The following is a 15,417-nucleotide window of genomic DNA, read 5'->3' on the forward strand; positions in this document are numbered from 1 at the left end:
TCTCGGGCTTTCCTCCGGGCGCTTCCCTTCGGTCTTGCGTTTCCGACTCTATCAGATCTTTTCTCGATCCGATTTCCTCGGTGCTTTCCAGGTTCCCGCTCTCGCGTTTCCCTTTCCGGCGGTTCCGACTCTATCAGATCCTTTCGGCGTCTGACTCCCAGTCAGGGGGGCTTGCCTTCCCGGCTGTTGGGCCGTTCCGACGTCTCAAACCTTAGCGGATCCGCCCGGCGAATCCCAATCGGGCCGCCGCGCCCGTATTCGAATTGAATTCGGGCACGCCGAAATCAACCCGTACGGGAGATCCTGCTGGTGGTGTGAGGGTGCCGCTCGAGGCGGCGGAGTGCTGTCGAGGAACCGTTACGGCTCCGCGGCAACCCGAAGAACTTTACGGATGGGACCGGGGCGTGTCAACACCCCCCTGTCAAGATCTTTTCGGCGTCCCGGGGGCCGGTGTCAGTCGAGGTCGCTGAGGCGGCCGCCGGCGTCCGGCTGGGCGTGCTCCACCCGGCGCAGGAGCCGGGTCAGGACCTCTCCGAGCACCGCCCGCTCGACGGGGGTGAGGTCCTGGAGCAGGTCCTCCTCGAAGACCGTCGCCAGGCGCATGGCCTCCAGCCACTTCTCACGCCCCTCGGGGGTCAGCTCCACGATGACGCGGACCCGGTTGGTCTCGTCCCGCTCCCGGGTGACCAGACCCTCGGCCACCATGCGGTCGATCCGGTGGGTCATCGCGGCCGGGGTGAGGCCGAGCCGCTTGGCCAGGTCGCTCGGGCCCATGCGATACGGCGCTCCGGAGAGGACCAGCGCCTTGAGGACCTCCCACTCGGCGTTGCTGATGCCGAGGGCGGCGGTCTGACGGCCGTACGCGACGTTCATCCGGCGGTTCAGCCGGGACAGCGCCGACACGATCTTCTCGACCTGGGGGTCCAGGTCCTGGAACTCGCGCTGGTAGGCGGCGATCTGTTCTTCGAGTGTCGGCTCCGTGACGCCGGGGGTGTCGGCCATGGCCGCAGTATCGCACGCGACCCCTTTGCCTTGAAGTCCTTCACTGTGTACTCTTTAGCTTCGAACTTTAGCTTCGAAGTCTTCAGGTCTAACTAGTGAGAGAGGTGAACGTGACCAGGGCGATGGGCGCGGCGATGCGCCGGATCCACGTGGGCAACGCACTCAGCGCGTTCGGGCTCGGCTTCACCGTCCCGTACCTGTACGTCTATGTGGCGCAGGTGCGGGGACTGGGAGCCATGACGGCGGGTCTCGTGCTCGCCGTCTTCGCCGTGGCCGCGCTGATCGTCCTGCCGTTCGCCGGCCGGGCGATCGTGCGGCGGGGCCCGCTGCCGGTCCTGCTCGCCGCCCTGGTCCTCGCCGCCCTGGGCGCGCTGAGCCTCGGTCTGGCGGGCGGTGCCGCGACCGTGCTGCTGTCCGCGGCCGCGCTCGGTGCCGGGCAGGCCGTGATGCAGCCGGCGCTGGCGACGATGATCGTGGACTGCTCCTCGGCGGACACCCGCTCGCGCGCGTTCGCGATGCAGTTCTTCCTGCAGAACCTGGGGCTCGGTGTGGGCGGCCTCATCGGCGGTCACCTCGTCGACACCACGCGCGTGTCCTCGTTCACGCTGCTGTTCGCGATCGAGGCCCTGATGTTCCTGGTGCTGGTCGTGGTGATGGCGACCGTGCGCATGCCGCACTCGCCCCGGATGGCGGACGCGCCCGCGCGGTCGGCCGCGGGCGGCTGGAAGCGGCTGCTCGGGAACCGGGCGATGGTGCAGCTGTGCGTGCTGGGCTTCGTGCTGTTCTTCGCCTGCTACGGGCAGTTCGAGTCGGGGCTGAGCGCCTACGGCGTGGAGGCGGCCGGGATCTCCACGTCCGCGCTGGGGACGGCGCTGGCCGCGAACACGCTGATGATCGTGGTCGCCCAGTTCGCCGTGCTGAAGCTCGTGGAGCGGCGCCGGCGGTCCCGGGTCATCGCCGCGGTCGGCCTGATCTGGGCCGTCGCGTGGCTGGCCGCCGGTTACGCGGGGCTGGGGCACGGCAGCCAGGAGATGGCCACGGCCGCCTTCGTGTCGACGTACGCGCTGTTCGGCCTGGGTGAGGCGATGCTGTCGCCGACGGTCGCGCCGCTGGTCGCCGATCTGGCGCCGGAGGGGCTGGCCGGTCAGTACAACTCGGCGTTCGCCCTGGTCAAGCAGCTGGCGCTGGCGGTCGGCCCGGCGGTGGGCGGTCCTCTGGGCGCCTCCCTGCACGCGCCGTACGTCGTGACCTTCCTGCTGTTCTCGCTGTCGATCACCGTGCTGGCCCTGCGGCTGGGGCGGCGCCTCACCGCGGCGCAGGACCGGCCGTGGACGGCTCGGGAGAGCCGGGTGGTCACTCGGGGCGGGGCGCCGGAGCCGGTCACCGCGGAGGCGTAGGAGCACGCCGCCGGGGTGGCGCCGCAGGGGCGCGAGGAACCGCGCTGACGGCCACGGATCACCCGTGCCCGCGCGGACTCACCCCTTCGGCAGGACGAACTCGCACCAGACCGCCTTGCCGCCGCCCGGGGTGCGGCGGCAGCCCCAGTGGGTGGCGATCGTCGCCACGATGGCGATGCCCCGGCCGGACTCGTCGCCCGGCTCCGCGCGCCGTCGGCGCGGCAGGTGGTCGTCGCCGTCCGTGACCTCGACGATCAGCCGGCGGTCGGTGCGGCGCAGGCGCAGCCGCATGGGCGGTGTGCCGTGCTGGAGGGAGTTGGCGACCAGTTCGCTCGCGGCGAGGACGCCGAGGTCGTGCAGCTCGGCGGGGAAGCGCCAGCTGGTCAGCACGCCGGAGGCGAACGCCCGGGCGCGCGGTGCCGCCTCGACGCCGCCGAGGAGTTCCAGGGCCGCGTTGCGGAAGAGATCGCCGTCGGGGCCGGTACGCGCCGGATGCTGGAGGACGAGGACGGCCACGTCGTCGTCGTGGTCGGCGGTGACGCCGGCCGAACGGACCAGGCGGTCGCAGACGACCTGAGGGGTGCCGGTGGCGCCGGCGAGGGCGCCTTCGAGGGCCGTGATGCCCTCGTCCAGATCGGCGTCCCGGCGTTCCACCAGTCCGTCGGTGTAGAGGACGGCCGTGGCGCCGGGGCCGAGGGCGATGCAGCCGGAGGAGTGGATCCAGCCGCCGGTGCCGAGCGGCGGGCCGGTGGGCTCGTCGGCGCGGGAGACCGTGCCGTTCTCGTCGCGGACCAGGATCGGCAGATGGCCGGCGGACGCGTACACCAGGCTGCCCTCGTTCGGGTCGTGGATGGCGTAGACGCAGGTGGCGATCTGGTTGGGGTCGATCTCGGCGGCGAGGCCGTCGAGCAGCTGGAGCACCTCGTGCGGGGGCAGGTCCAGGCGGGCGTAGGCGCGGACGGCCGTGCGGAGCTGGCCCATGACGGCCGCGGCCCGCACCCCGCGGCCCATGACGTCGCCGATGACGAGGGCGGTCCGGCCGCCGCCGAGGGTGATCACGTCGTACCAGTCGCCGCCGACCGCGGCCTCGGTGCCGCCGGGCTGGTAGGTGGCGGCGATGCGCAGGTCGTCGGGCTGCTCCAGTTCCTGGGGCAGCAGGGAGCGCTGGAGGGTGACGGCGGTTTCGCGCTGGCGGCGTTCGCTGGCGCGCAGGCGTTCGGCGGCCTCGGCGTGGTCGGTGACGTCCGTGGCGAAGACGAGGACGCCCGCGTCGCGGTCGCCGTCCTCGGTGACGGGGGTGCAGGTGAAGGTGTACGAGCGGCCGTCGACGGCCTTGCGGGACTTCAGGGTGCGGGGTCTGCCGCTGCGCAGTACCTGGTCGAGCAGCGGGAGCAGGCCCAGTTCGGCGAGCTCGGGCAGGGCGTCGCGGGCGGGGGTGCCGGCGGGGCGGGTGCCGAAGGCCGCGGTGTAGGCGTCGTTGACGTAGCCGATGCGGTGGTCGGGGCCGTGGACGAGGGCGACGAGGGCCGGGACGCGGTCCAGGACGTCACGCGCGGCCAGGACGTCGACGGCGGGCACCGGGGCGCCGCCGGCGGCGGACCGTTCGGCGCGGGCCGCGGGTACGGAGCCGTCACCCCGCCGGTCCGGGGAGAGCGCCGACTCGGTCCGCGCGGCGGCGCGGCGCTGCGTTCCGGGGAGCCGGGCGCTCCAGCGCGTGAAGTTCACTGTCGGGAATGCCTCGTGGGTGCGGTGGGCGGGCGGGGTGGCCGGTCCGGGGGCGTGGGCGGTCCGCGGACGTGGGCAGTCTGGCAGGGGGGCGGACCACGGCGACAACCGTCAGACGCCTCGAGGGTCCGCGGAGTTCCCGGGTCCGGTCAGGACTACCCCTTCGGGTCGGCGGAGGGGCTGTGGGGAGGTTTTCCACCGGCCGCCAGTTCGAACTCCGCGCGAGGGTGTTCGAGCGAGCCGAGCGAGACGATCTCCCGTTTGAACAGCCCGGCGAGGGTCCATTCGGCGAGCACCCGGGCCTTGCGGTTGACGGTGGGCACCCGGCTGAGGTGGTACGCGCGGTGCATGAACCAGGCCGGGTAGCCCTTCAGCCTGCGGCCGTAGACCTGGGCGACGCCTTTGTGCAGGCCGAGGGAGGCGACCGAGCCGGCGTTGCGGTGGGCGTACGTCTCCAGGGGCTCGCCGCGCAGCGCGTGCGCGATGTTGTCGCCGAGGACCCTGGCCTGGCGGACGGCGTGCTGGGCGTTGGGGGCGGTCTCGGTGCCGGGTCCGGCGGCGGTGACGTCGGGGACGGCGGCGGCGTCGCCCGCGGCCCAGGCGTGCTCGGTGCCGTCGACGGTGAGCTGGGCGGTGCAGCGCAGCCGGCCGCGGTCGGTGCGCGGCAGGCCGGTCGCGGCGATCAGCGGGTGCGGTTTGACGCCGGCCGTCCACACGAGGGTGCGGGTCGGGAAGCGCTGGCCGTCGCTGAGCACGGCGACCCGGTCGGCGCAGGACTCCAGGCGGGTGTTCAGCAGCACCTGGATGTTGCGGCGGCGCAGCTGGGTCACCGTGTAGCGGCCCAGCTCGGGACCGACCTCGGGCAGGATCCGGTCGGTGGCCTCGACGAGGATCCACTTCATGTCCTCGGGGCGGAGGTTGTGGTAGTAGCGCGCGGTGTAGCGGGCCATGTCCTCCAGTTCGCCGAGGGCCTCCACGCCCGCGTAGCCGCCGCCGACGAAGACGAAGGTGAGGGCGGCGTCGCGGACCGCGGGGTCGCGGGTGGAGGAGGCGATGTCCATCTGCTCGATGACGTGGTTGCGCAGGCCGATGGCCTCCTCCACCGTCTTGAAGCCGATGCCGTACTCGGCGAGGCCGGGGACGGGCAGGGCGCGGGAGACCGAGCCGGGGGCGAGGACCAGTTCGTCGTAGCCGAGCAGTTCGGTGGCTCCGCCCTGGTCGGAGGTGGCGAGTGTGCGGACGGCGGCGGTGCGCGCCGCGTGGTCGAGGGAGGTCACCTCGCCGACGATCACCTGGCACCGGTCCAGTACGCGGCGCAGCGGTACGACGACATGGCGCGGGGAGATCGAGCCCGCTGCGGCCTCGGGGAGGAACGGCTGGTACGTCATGTAGGGGTCGGGGGTGACGACCGTGATGACGGCCTCGCCCCTTCTCAGCTCGGTCTTCAGCTTCCGCTGGAGACGCAGGGCCGTGTACATCCCGACGTAGCCGCCGCCGACAACCAGAATGCGCGCACGTTCCTTCACCATCCCATGACGCACCCGGCGCTGGTGTTTGTCCACAGGCCCGACAATTTGTGTGACCGGCGGCCGGGTGTGCGCGGGGCCGGCCGCGGTGTCCCCGGGGAGCGAAAGGGAGCAGGTCAGCGCGGGCGGGCGAGTGGGTGGGAAGGGAGGGAAACGGGACGTACACGCCTCGTACTCCGATCGGGGGGCGCACTGTACGGAACCTGCCCCTTCTGAATTGACTCCCTCTCAACTATGTTCGTGTGTCGACGGAGTGTAGGGAATGTGGTCGAACGGGCCCGCGACGGGCGGATCCGGTCGGAACCGATGCCTGTTCCGCGCACTTCGCGTCCAGTGGTGGGGAAAGTCTCCGGGGGGAGACGTCATTACCGGGGGAAACACATGCATGTTCAGGACACGCATTGGGCATCGGCCACCGCCATCGCACCCGGCGGCAGACCGATGAGCACGGCGGCGGGCACCGGACGCGCGGACGGGGCGCGGACGACTCCGCTGCGGGTGGACGCACAGCGCAATCTGGAGCACGTGCTGCGCGCGGCGCGTGAGGTGTTCGGCGAACTGGGCTACGGCGCGCCGATGGAGGACGTGGCGCGGCGCGCCCGGGTCGGGGTCGGCACCGTGTACCGGCGCTTTCCCAGCAAGGACGTGCTGGTCCGGCGGATCGCCGAGGAGGAGACCGCGCGGCTGACCGAGCAGGCGCGGGCCGCGCTCGGCCAGGAGGACGAGCCGTGGTCGGCGCTGTCCCGGTTCCTGCGGACGTCGGTGGCGTCGGGGGCGGGGCGGCTGCTGCCGCCGCAGGTGCTGCGGGTCGGCTCCGCCGGTGCGGACGGGGCGGGCGAGGTGGCGCGGGTGCCTCAGCAGCGGATGCAGCCGGTGAGCGGTGAGCTGCGGCTGGTGCCGGACCCGCCCTCGCTGGGGGCCGACGACGGCGGGGCCGGGGCACTGCTCGACGTGGTCGGGCAGTTGGTGGAACGGGCCCGGGCGGCGGGTGAGCTGCGGGCGGACGTGTCGGTGGGCGATGTGCTGCTGGTGATCGCCACGGCGGCGCCGTCCCTGCCGGATGCCGCGCAGCAGGCGGCGGCTTCGGCCCGGTTGCTGGACATTCTGCTGGAGGGGCTCCGGTCCCGGCCGACGGCGGTCTAGGCGGGCTCGGCTCCGCCTGCACCGGACCAGGGCACCCGCCTTGCGGGGGGCGTCCGGCGGCTGCGGGGCCTGACGTCCGGTGCGCCGGGCGGCGCCGCCGGACGGCTGTGTCGCCGTGACGAGACGTACGGCATGGCAGGTGGCGGCGGGGCGGGCCGGCCGAGCGGCCGCGAGGCAGCCGCGAGCCGGACGGGGTCGCCGAGCGGCCGTGGCGCAGTGGGCGACGTCTGCCCGGTGGCCGCGGGGCAGCGGCTCGGTGCTGCTGCCCGGTGCTGTTGCCCGGTCGCCCCAGGCGTCCCCGGCCGCCGGCGCGGCGACGGCCCGGTGGCACCGCCGGGTGGCCGGCGACATGGCGGGCCGGGGCCCGCAGACCAGCGGCGAGGCCGCCAACTCCCCATCGTCCGACAGGCGTTCGGGTACCGGCGGACACGTGCCCCCGGACGAGTGGTTCAGGAGTGCGGGGGCGCTCGGGGGGTCCGGGTGTGGCAGTCTGAGCCGGTGACGGGTTGGGCTGGGCCGGGGGCTTGCCGTGATGAGCGCTGACGGGTGGGACGGGTCACGCGTGGACGACGGGGACGCGGAGGCGCACGGGCCGGTCCCCCCGCACGTACCGCACCAGGGCGGACGCCCCGGGCGCGGGGACGGCGGCGTGCCCGCGCAGCGGGACGGGAGTGCGCTGCCCCCGCCCCGCGGGACGCCCGCCGCCGACGGTGAGCTGATCGGGCGGATGCGGGCCGGTGACGACTCCGCCTACGAGGAGCTGTACCGGCGGCACGCCGACGCGGTACGCCGGTACGCGCGCACCTGCTGCCGGGACGGCCACACCGCCGACGACCTCACCGCCGAGGTGTTCGCCCGGATGCTCCAGGCGGTGCGCGGCGGCGCCGGTCCCGAGTACGCCGTGCGGGCCTACCTGCTGACCTCCGTCCGGCGCGTCGCCGCGCACTGGGCGACGTCGGCCCGGCGCGAACAGCTCGTCGACGACTTCGCCGTCTTCGCCCAGCAGGCCGCCCGGGCCGCCGGGGCCTCGGACGCCGGCACGCTCGACCAGGGCGCGGACGTGCGCGCCCTGCACGAGGCCGAGCAGTCCCTGGCCATGCGGGCCTTCCGTTCGCTGCCCGAGCGCTGGCAGGCCGTGCTGTGGCACACCGAGGTGGAGGACGAGTCCCCGAGCGAGGTGGCCGTCCTGTTCGGGCTGGACGCCAACGGCACCCGGGTGCTCGCCAGCCGCGCCCGGGAGGGGCTGCGGCAGGCCTACCTCCAGGCCCACGTCAGCTCCGCCCTCACCGCCGACGGGGAGTGCGCCCGCTACGCCGACCAGCTCGGTTCCTACGCCCGCCGCAAGCTGCGCGTCCGGGCCGAGCGGGGCCTGCGCAAGCACCTCGGGGAGTGCGCCCGGTGCCGGCTGGCCGCGGCGCAGATCGAGGAGGTCGCGAGCGGCATCCCCGCGGTCGTGCCGGTCGCGGTCATCGGCTGGTTCGGGGCCGCCGGATACGCCAAGGCGCTCGGGATCGTGGCCGGTGGTGCCGGGGCCGGGGCCGCGGGGGCCGCCGCCGCGGCCACCGGCTCGTCCTCCGGGGCGGGCGGCGCGGGCGGTGCCGCGGCCTCCGAGGGGCTCGGGGCGCCGGTGAAGGCCGGCATCGCGGCGGGGGTGGTCGCGGTGGCCGTCGCCGCGGTGGCGCTGGCCCTGGTGAACGACGACCGTCCGGTGCGGGAGGCCGCCGCCAGGCCGTCGCCGTCCGCACCGGTCGTACGCTCCGAGCCGCCCGCGCCCACGCCGACTCTCCCGCCGACGCCTACGCCCCCGCAGGAACCGAGGCCGGTCACCGCCGCACCCGAACCGGCCCCGGCCACGCCCACCCCGCCCCCCACCCCGACCCCCACACCTACGCCCACGCCCACGCCCCCGCAGAAACCGAAGCCCAAGCCCAGGCCGACCCCCACGCCCACGCCCACGCCCACCCCGACCCCGTCCCCCACGCCCACCCCGCCGCCCGCGCCCACCGTCTACGAGCTGAGTGCCCTGCGCTTCGACGCCTCGGGGGACGGCACCGAGCCCGAGATCAGGCTGGCCGGGAGCAGCTGGGTGTGGCAGCGGTACGGCCTGTCGGCCGGCGGCACGACGTACGCGTACGGGGTCACCGTCCACGGCGAGTCGTCCGTCACCGTCGACCTCAACCGGCAGTGCACGGCGTACGACGCGCGGGCCGGCGTGGACGACATGACCCTCGGCCTCGGCAAGGTCGCCTTCTCCGTCTACGCCGACGGGGTCCCGCTGTGGCGGTCCGGCACGGTCAGGGGCCGCGAGCCCGCTATCCCCGTCCATGTGGACCTCACCGGGCGCCGGACCGTACGGCTGGTGGTGGAGCCGCACGACCACGGGCTCGGCCGGGTGGCGCTGGCGGACTGGGCGGACTCCCGGTTCACCTGCCGGTAGGCCCGGTCACCCGGAGGCCGTGGGGCTCGCCTCCGTCGCCGCGTCCAGCTCCCCCAGGACGTCCGCCACGTCGAGCAGGGCGCCCCGGGCGCACTCGGCGGCGTGGGCGTCGGGGCCGAGGGCCGCCCGGGCGCCGGCGTGCACCCGGGCGGCCTCGGAGCGCTCCGGCTCGGGCCGTGGTACGCCCGCGCGCCAGTGGTCCGCGGCGGTGAACAGCCGGACGGCGCGCGGCAGATCGCCGTCCCGGGCCAGCACCCGGGCCGCCGCGTCCACCAGCCCGGAGGTGACCGCCTCGGCACACCGGTTGTCCACGGCCTCGCGCAGGGCCTCCGCCAGGATCCGCAGGCCCTGGGCCGGACCCGACTCCTCGGCCACGACCAGCCCCTCGACCGCCCGCTGGGCCGCCACGAACTGCGGGGGCGCGGTGCTGCCGTCCCCGACCAGCGTGCGGGACGCCCCGTGCAGTGCACGGGCGCGGGCGGTGTCCCCGTCCATCAGGGCGATGTGGGCGCGCAGCAGCAGCACGAAGGCGCGGGACTCCGGCACCGCGTACCGGTCGGCGGCCGCCTCCGCCTCGTCCAGGGCGGTCAGCGCGCCGTCCCGGTCGCCGCAGCGGTAGCGGATCTCGGCGAGCCGGGCGAGCAGGAACGGCGCCTCGGTGTCCGCGCCGACCTCGTGGGCGAGGCGCAGTCCCTCCTCGTACTCGGCGCGGGCCTCGTCGAACCGGCCGCGTGCCATGGCCGCCTCGCCGGCCGCGCTGCACACCTGGGCGCCCATCCAGCGGTCGCCCACGCGCCGGCACAGGAGCCGCAGCTCGGCCAGGTCCTCGTCCACGCCCTGGAGGTTGCCCGACGTGTCGACGGTCACGTGGGCGCGGTACATCAGGGCGACGGCGATCTCCCAGTCCCCGCCGTACCGGCGGGCGTTGGCCACGCACTCCGACAGATTCGGGCGGACGTCGGACGGGCCGCCGAGGTAATAGGTGGTCAGCGGCCAGAGGATGCCCGGGAACCGGGCGGCCTGGGGGCCACCGCGCTCGTAGGCGTTCCGTACGCGGGCGACGTACTCCGGGGCCCGCTCGTCGCCCGCGAGGTGGTCGGCGCCCGACTCGGAGGTCAGGAACAGGTCGAGCATCCGCAGGTCCGTCCGCAGCTCGGCCAGCGGGTGCCGGGCCTCGCCGTCGGGGCCGGCGAGGAAGGCGCCCACCGGGTCGGCGGACTCCACCCGCGCCGCGAGCTCGCCGGCCGGGGCGTCCGCGGGCAGGGTGTCCAGGGCGGCGCCCAGGCGGAGCACCAGCCGGACCCAGGTGACCGCCTCCTGGCGGTGGCTGCGCAGCCACCAGAACCAGCTGATGGCCAGCACCAGGGCGCCGGCCTCGGCCTCGTCGCCCGCGCGGACCGCGCGGTCCAGTGCGGCGCGGATGTTGTCCAGCTCGGTCTCCAGGCGGGTGAACCAGGGCAGCTGGGCCGCCGACCGCAGCTGCGGGCCGGCCTCCTCCACCAGCGAGCGCACCCAGGCGCGGTGGCGTCGCTCGGCCGCCGCCCGCAGTCCGGGGACCTCGGCCGCGCGCTCGGTGGCGTACTCGTGGATGGTCTCCAGCATGCGGTAGCGCATACCGGTGCCGCCGCCGGTGCCGTCCGGGTCGCCGGGGGCGGCGACCACGAGGGACTTGTCGACCAGGGCGCCGAGCAGCTCCGCGGCGGGGCCGGTGCACACGGCCTCGGCCGCCGCGAGGTCCCAGCCGCCGGCGAACACCGACACCTCGCGCAGTACCGTCCGTTCCCGCTCGTCCAGCAGGTCCCAGGACCAGTCGACGACCGCGCGCAGGGTCTGCTGGCGGGGCAGGGCCGTGCGGCTCCCGGAGGTGAGCAGGCGGAAACGGTCGTCCAGGCGGTCGGCGATCTGCCGTGGGGTGAGCAGCCGGAGCCGGGCGGCGGCCAGTTCGATGGCGAGCGGCAGCCCGTCCAGGCGGCGGCAGATCTCGGCGACGGCCTCGCCGTCGCCGAGCACCGCGTCGGCGTCGGGGCGGACGGCCCGCGCGCGCTCGGTGAAGAGGCGGTGCGCCTGGTCCGGGACGAGGGGCTCGACCGGGCGCACCGACTCCCCGGGGACGCCCAGGGGTTCCCGGCTGGTGGCGAGGACCGTGAGCCCGGGGCACCGGGTGAGGAGGGTCTCGGCGAGGGCGGCCGCCGCGCCGATGACGTGTTCGCAGTTGTCGAGGACCAGGAGCAGGCCGCGCGAGGAGCAGTACTCGATCAGCAGGGCCGTGGGGTCGGTCTGCGGGGTGCCCAGCTCGTTGGTCAGCAGCACGGTCTCGCGCAGGCCGAGCGCGCTGACCACGGCGCCGGGGACGGCCTCCGGCCGCTCGAGCGGGGCCAGCTCCACCAGCCAGGCCGAGGGGTGGGCCGCGGCGGCCTCCTCGGCGAGGCGGGTCTTTCCGGAGCCGCCCGGCCCGGTGAGCGTCACCAGGCGGGTCCGGCGCAGGTCGGCGCGGATGGCCTCCAGCTCCGGTTCCCGCCCGACGAAGGAGGTCAGCCGGGGGCGGAGGTTGCCGGTGCGCCGGGGCGGGCGGGCGGGGGTGGCGGGCTCCGCGGCCGGGTGCTCGGGGGCGGCGGGGGGCTCCTGCCGCAGCAGGGACGCGTGCAGGTCCCGCAGTTCCCGGCCGGGGTCGGTGCCGAGGGTGTCGGCGAGGGTGCGGCGGGCGGACTCGTAGGCGGCGAGCGCGTCGGCGGTGCGGCCCGTGTCGCGCAGGGCGCGGATGAGCAGGACGCGCAGCGGCTCGTCGTAGGGGTGCGCGGTGGTCAGTTCCCGCAGCTCCGGTACGACCTCCTGGGCGCGGCCGAGGTCGAGGGCGGCGGCGGCGCGGGCGCGGGCCGCCTCCCGGCGCAGGGCCTCGGGGCGGGTGGCCGCGGTGCGGTCGGGCAGGTCGGCGAGGGCGGGGCCGTACCAGAGGGACAGGGCCTCGGTGAGGGTGCGGTGGGCGGTGGCCGGGTCGCCGGCGGCGAGGGCGGCGGTGCCGGTGCGGGTGAGCCGCTCGAAGACGTGGAGGTCGACGTCCTCCGTGCCGGCTTCGAGGCGGTAGCCGCCCGGGGTGGAGGTGACGGTGTCCCGGCCGAGGGTGCGGCGGAGCCGGCCGACGAGGGCCTGGAGGGCGGCGGTGGCGTCCTGGGGCGGATCGTCCGCCCACACCTCCCCGATGAGGGTCTCGGGGGTGACGGTACGGCCGGGCCGCAGGGCCAGCGCGGTCAGCAGCGTACGCAGCCGGCGCCCGCCGATGGGTACGGCGGTCCCCTGACCGTCCGCCGCTTGGGCCACGCCCAGGATTCTGTACCGCACCTGGACATTGTGGCGGGGGGCGGGGGGCGGGAGCACGGGGGTTCCGGCGTCGGGGTTCGTCACCGGGCCCGGAACCGGCGCGCTGGAGGGTGCCCCGTGCGGTGGCCGGGAGCGCCGCAGGGGCGCGGGGCCGGCGGCCCCGGCCGCTCGCTCCGCTCCCCCGAACCGCTCACGCCCCCGGCGCCAGCGCGCCCCGCCTCGGCTGGATCCCCGAGGGGACCGCGCGGGCGCGGGACGGCGTGCCCGTCCAGCACGTGCCGCGGCGGGCGAGGAGCCGCCGCAGCCACAGTTCGAGGGAGACCAGGTCGGCGAGGCCGTCCAGCGGCAGGGGCTCGCCCGCCGCCCCGCTCCGCAGGGCTGCGCGCACGACGCGGGCCTCCACCAGCCCGGCGTCGGCCAGCAGCGGCGTGGCGAACAGGTCCAGGAGGGGGTCGGCCGCGGCCCGCAGCCCGGCGCGCGCGGCCGCCGCCGTGGACGCGTGGGAGGGGGTGCCCCAGCCGGCCGGGAGACCGGCGACGCCGGCGCCCTCCAGGACGGTACGCAGGACGGCGGCGCGGGCGCCCGGCCGGACCCGCAGGGCCTCGGGCAGGTCGCGGCAGGCGCGGACCACCTGGTTGTCGAGGAAGGGGGCGTGCAGCCGCTGGGAGCGAATCTCCGCGGCCTGTTCCAGGACGCGGAGGTCGGCGGCGTGCCGGGCGAGCGCCGCCCGCGCGCGGTAGTCGCCGGGCCGCTGCGCGCCGGTTGCGGAGCGGTCGGCCTCCGCCTGGAGCAGAACCGATACTTCGGCCAGCGCCTCCCCGGTCAGCCACCGCGCGGCGGGCCCGGGCCCGGCCCAGCTCAGCGCGGCGAGGGACGCGTCGGCCGCCCCCTGGGGCTCGTCGAAGCGGCGCCGCAGCAGCCGCTCGGCCAGCCCCTCCAGCCCGGCCCGGTACGGGGTGCGGGCCAGCCGCCGGGCCGCGCCGTACACGCGCGCGGGGACGAACACCGAGCCGTCGGCCCGGGCCAGCGCGGCGACCGGCCGGACCAGGTGGCGCCGCCGGCGGTCCACGAGGAGGTCGGCGAGCCGGGCCGGGTGGGCGTCCAGGACCTGGCGGGCGCCGTGGCCGGTGAAGTGGTCGGCGCTGCCGGCGGCGAGCCGCGCCCGGTGCCGGGCCGCCTGGACCAGGCAGGGGCCGGGTTCGTCGGTCAGGGGGCCGTCCAGGTCGGCGTACGGGAGGGTCTCCTGGCCGCCGGTGACCACGACGTGGTGCAGCCGGGGGCTCGCGGCCAGGGCCGCCGCCCGTTCGAGTTCGGCCTCGCGGCCGGGCACGGCCAGGTCGTTGAAGGTGACGGCGAGCAGGCGCTCGCCCGCGCCGGTGCGGTGGCCGAGGAGCGTGCCGGGCCGGCCGGGCAGCCCGGCGGCCAGCAGCGCGAGGGTGCCGGAGGCGGGGCCGCCGGACAGGTCGGCGCCGACGCCGGGGACCGGCATGCCGCGCGCGGCGCGCCGCTCGGCGGGGCCCATGCCGGGCACCGGCCCCGGGTCCAGGTCGGGGACGTGCCGGGGGGCGGCGAGCCGGGTGCGGACGGCCTCCACCAGCGCGTCCCGTACGGCGTCCACGGCGCGGTCGGGGTCGGCGGGGGGCGCGGCCACGGCGAGGGAGGCGACCGGTTCGTACCCGGCGATCTCGCGCGCCCCGGCGCGCAGCACCAGGGCGTGCCCCGGCGGAACGCGCCGTACGCCGTCGTACGGGGTGGTGTCGCGGAGCGCCGCCGGCACGTCCGGGGCGGCGAGCAGGGCGGCGAGGTGGGTGAAGTCGAGGTTGGCCTCGATCAGGTCGGCGAGGGGCAGGGCGGCGGTGGCGTAGGCCGTGCCTCCGGCCCACGGGGTGTAGAAGACCGGCCGGGCGCCCGCGAGGTCGCCGCAGACGGTGATGCGGCGGCCGGCCCGGACCACGGCGGTGTAACTGCCGGGCCAGGTGGTCAGATGGCGCACCGCGCCGCCGCGCGCGGTGAACAGGCCGCGCCGCAGTTCCTCGTCGGTGGCGCCGCAGATGCCGAGGACGGCGATCCGGTGCTCGGGGTCGGCGTGCACCACGCGCACCTCGTCCGGGCGCCAGTCGCCGACCGCCCACAGCGGGTCCGGGTCGCCCCACAGGAGCTGGGAGCCGACCGGTTGCAGGGTTTCGCCGTCGTGGCCGACCGCGCCCGCGGAGCCGGGGCCGGGCCCGGCGGCGCCCGCGGCGGTGCTGCTCCACCCCACCAACCACCGCATCGACGCCTCCACAGGCTGTGGACCACCAGTGCACCGCACGAACGGCCCCCATGCTGCCACGAAGCACCGGGCTCGGAGGCGCGGCGCGACCGCCTTCGGGCGAGGGATGTCCGCGGTGCGGGAAGGGGAGTTGAGGGCCGGCCGGTCGGCGGGGCGGAGACGGCGTCCCAGGAGGGCGATACGAATGCGCCCCCAATGCGCTCCCCCAAAACCTCTTTCACGCCCTGGAGTTACATGGTCACGAAGGAAATGCACCACACGACTGGGGGATTATTTTCAGCCAAATCCTCGACGGCGTGCCGGAATTGAGCACTCTCCGTACAGGCCTGCGGGGCGCCTGGGGGCTTACCCACACGCACGGTCCGGGAGGCGGATGACGCCTCCCGGACCGGTCCGCCGCCCGCGGGGATGAAGGCGGCGGTGTCCCCCAGCCCGCTGGATCCAGTACAGCGGGCCGACCCACGCACGACCCATGGAATCGTCCCCCCGATGGCCGGAGGAGAGCGCACGGGCAGGCGCACGGCCACACGAACGGGGGCACGTCGCGACAGCGCGTGCACGGTGCGTACAGGGCCGCGCGTCCGTACCGACCACAATCCC

8 protein-coding genes are annotated in these 15,417 nt (G+C 75.8%); 3 read left to right on the top strand and 5 right to left on the bottom strand.

The window, feature by feature from the left end; genetic code table 11:
• Positions 1 to 453 precede the first annotated feature (453 nt).
• Complete coding sequence (locus AB0E62_RS02590; protein WP_362186976.1) at positions 454 to 1,002, bottom strand: MarR family transcriptional regulator; 549 nt, start codon at positions 1,000 to 1,002, stop codon at positions 454 to 456.
• A gap of 122 nt (positions 1,003 to 1,124) precedes the next feature.
• Between AB0E62_RS02590 and AB0E62_RS02595 the strand changes: the two genes are divergently transcribed.
• Positions 1,125 to 2,399, top strand: coding sequence for an MFS transporter (locus AB0E62_RS02595; RefSeq protein ID WP_362188070.1), 1,275 nt, complete (start codon positions 1,125 to 1,127; stop codon positions 2,397 to 2,399).
• Between the two features lie 78 nt (positions 2,400 to 2,477).
• Here the strand turns inward: AB0E62_RS02595 and AB0E62_RS02600 are convergent, their stop codons facing one another.
• Positions 2,478 to 4,124, bottom strand: a complete 1,647-nt coding sequence (locus tag AB0E62_RS02600) for a SpoIIE family protein phosphatase (protein WP_362186978.1) — start codon at positions 4,122 to 4,124, stop codon at positions 2,478 to 2,480.
• 155 nt (positions 4,125 to 4,279) lie between these two features.
• Positions 4,280 to 5,653 (bottom strand): NAD(P)/FAD-dependent oxidoreductase, encoded by a 1,374-nt coding sequence (locus tag AB0E62_RS02605; protein ID WP_362186981.1) that lies wholly within the window; start codon positions 5,651 to 5,653, stop codon positions 4,280 to 4,282.
• 378 nt (positions 5,654 to 6,031) lie between these two features.
• Here AB0E62_RS02605 and AB0E62_RS02610 point away from each other — a divergent pair, with 378 nt between their 5' ends.
• Both AB0E62_RS02610 and AB0E62_RS02615 read left to right on the top strand, forming a co-directional pair.
• The gene (locus tag AB0E62_RS02610; RefSeq protein WP_362186983.1) at positions 6,032 to 6,793 is read left to right on the top strand and encodes a helix-turn-helix domain-containing protein; all 762 of its coding nucleotides are present in this window, start codon (positions 6,032 to 6,034) and stop codon (positions 6,791 to 6,793) included.
• A gap of 532 nt (positions 6,794 to 7,325) precedes the next feature.
• The gene (locus AB0E62_RS02615) at positions 7,326 to 9,230 is read left to right on the top strand and encodes a sigma-70 family RNA polymerase sigma factor (protein WP_362186986.1); all 1,905 of its coding nucleotides are present in this window, start codon (positions 7,326 to 7,328) and stop codon (positions 9,228 to 9,230) included.
• Positions 9,231 to 9,236: 6 nt separating this feature from the next.
• On the opposite strand, the gene AB0E62_RS02620 is transcribed toward AB0E62_RS02615, so the two are convergent.
• Both AB0E62_RS02620 and AB0E62_RS02625 read right to left on the bottom strand, forming a co-directional pair.
• Positions 9,237 to 12,566, bottom strand: coding sequence for a BTAD domain-containing putative transcriptional regulator (locus AB0E62_RS02620; RefSeq protein ID WP_362186989.1), 3,330 nt, complete (start codon positions 12,564 to 12,566; stop codon positions 9,237 to 9,239).
• A 169-nt stretch (positions 12,567 to 12,735) separates the two neighbouring features.
• Positions 12,736 to 14,817, bottom strand: coding sequence for an asparagine synthase-related protein (locus tag AB0E62_RS02625; protein ID WP_362186992.1), 2,082 nt, complete (start codon positions 14,815 to 14,817; stop codon positions 12,736 to 12,738).
• Positions 14,818 to 15,417 lie beyond the last annotated feature (600 nt).

It is taken from the genome of Streptomyces sp. NPDC038707, assembly GCF_040636485.1.
Classification (GTDB): domain Bacteria; phylum Actinomycetota; class Actinomycetes; order Streptomycetales; family Streptomycetaceae; genus Streptomyces.

What these genes read in the sequence shown, in the direction of transcription:
- AB0E62_RS02625 (WP_362186992.1), bottom strand. Translation starts at nt 14,817, where the DNA reads ATGCGGTGGTTGGTGGGGTGGAGCAGCACCGCCGCGGGCGCCGCCGGG.
- AB0E62_RS02605 (WP_362186981.1), bottom strand. Translation starts at nt 5,653, where the DNA reads ATGGTGAAGGAACGTGCGCGCATTCTGGTTGTCGGCGGCGGCTACGTC.
- AB0E62_RS02595 (WP_362188070.1), top strand. Translation starts at nt 1,125, where the DNA reads ATGGGCGCGGCGATGCGCCGGATCCACGTGGGCAACGCACTCAGCGCG.
- AB0E62_RS02615 (WP_362186986.1), top strand. Translation starts at nt 7,326, where the DNA reads ATGAGCGCTGACGGGTGGGACGGGTCACGCGTGGACGACGGGGACGCG.
- AB0E62_RS02590 (WP_362186976.1), bottom strand. Translation starts at nt 1,002, where the DNA reads ATGGCCGACACCCCCGGCGTCACGGAGCCGACACTCGAAGAACAGATC.
- AB0E62_RS02610 (WP_362186983.1), top strand. Translation starts at nt 6,032, where the DNA reads ATGCATGTTCAGGACACGCATTGGGCATCGGCCACCGCCATCGCACCC.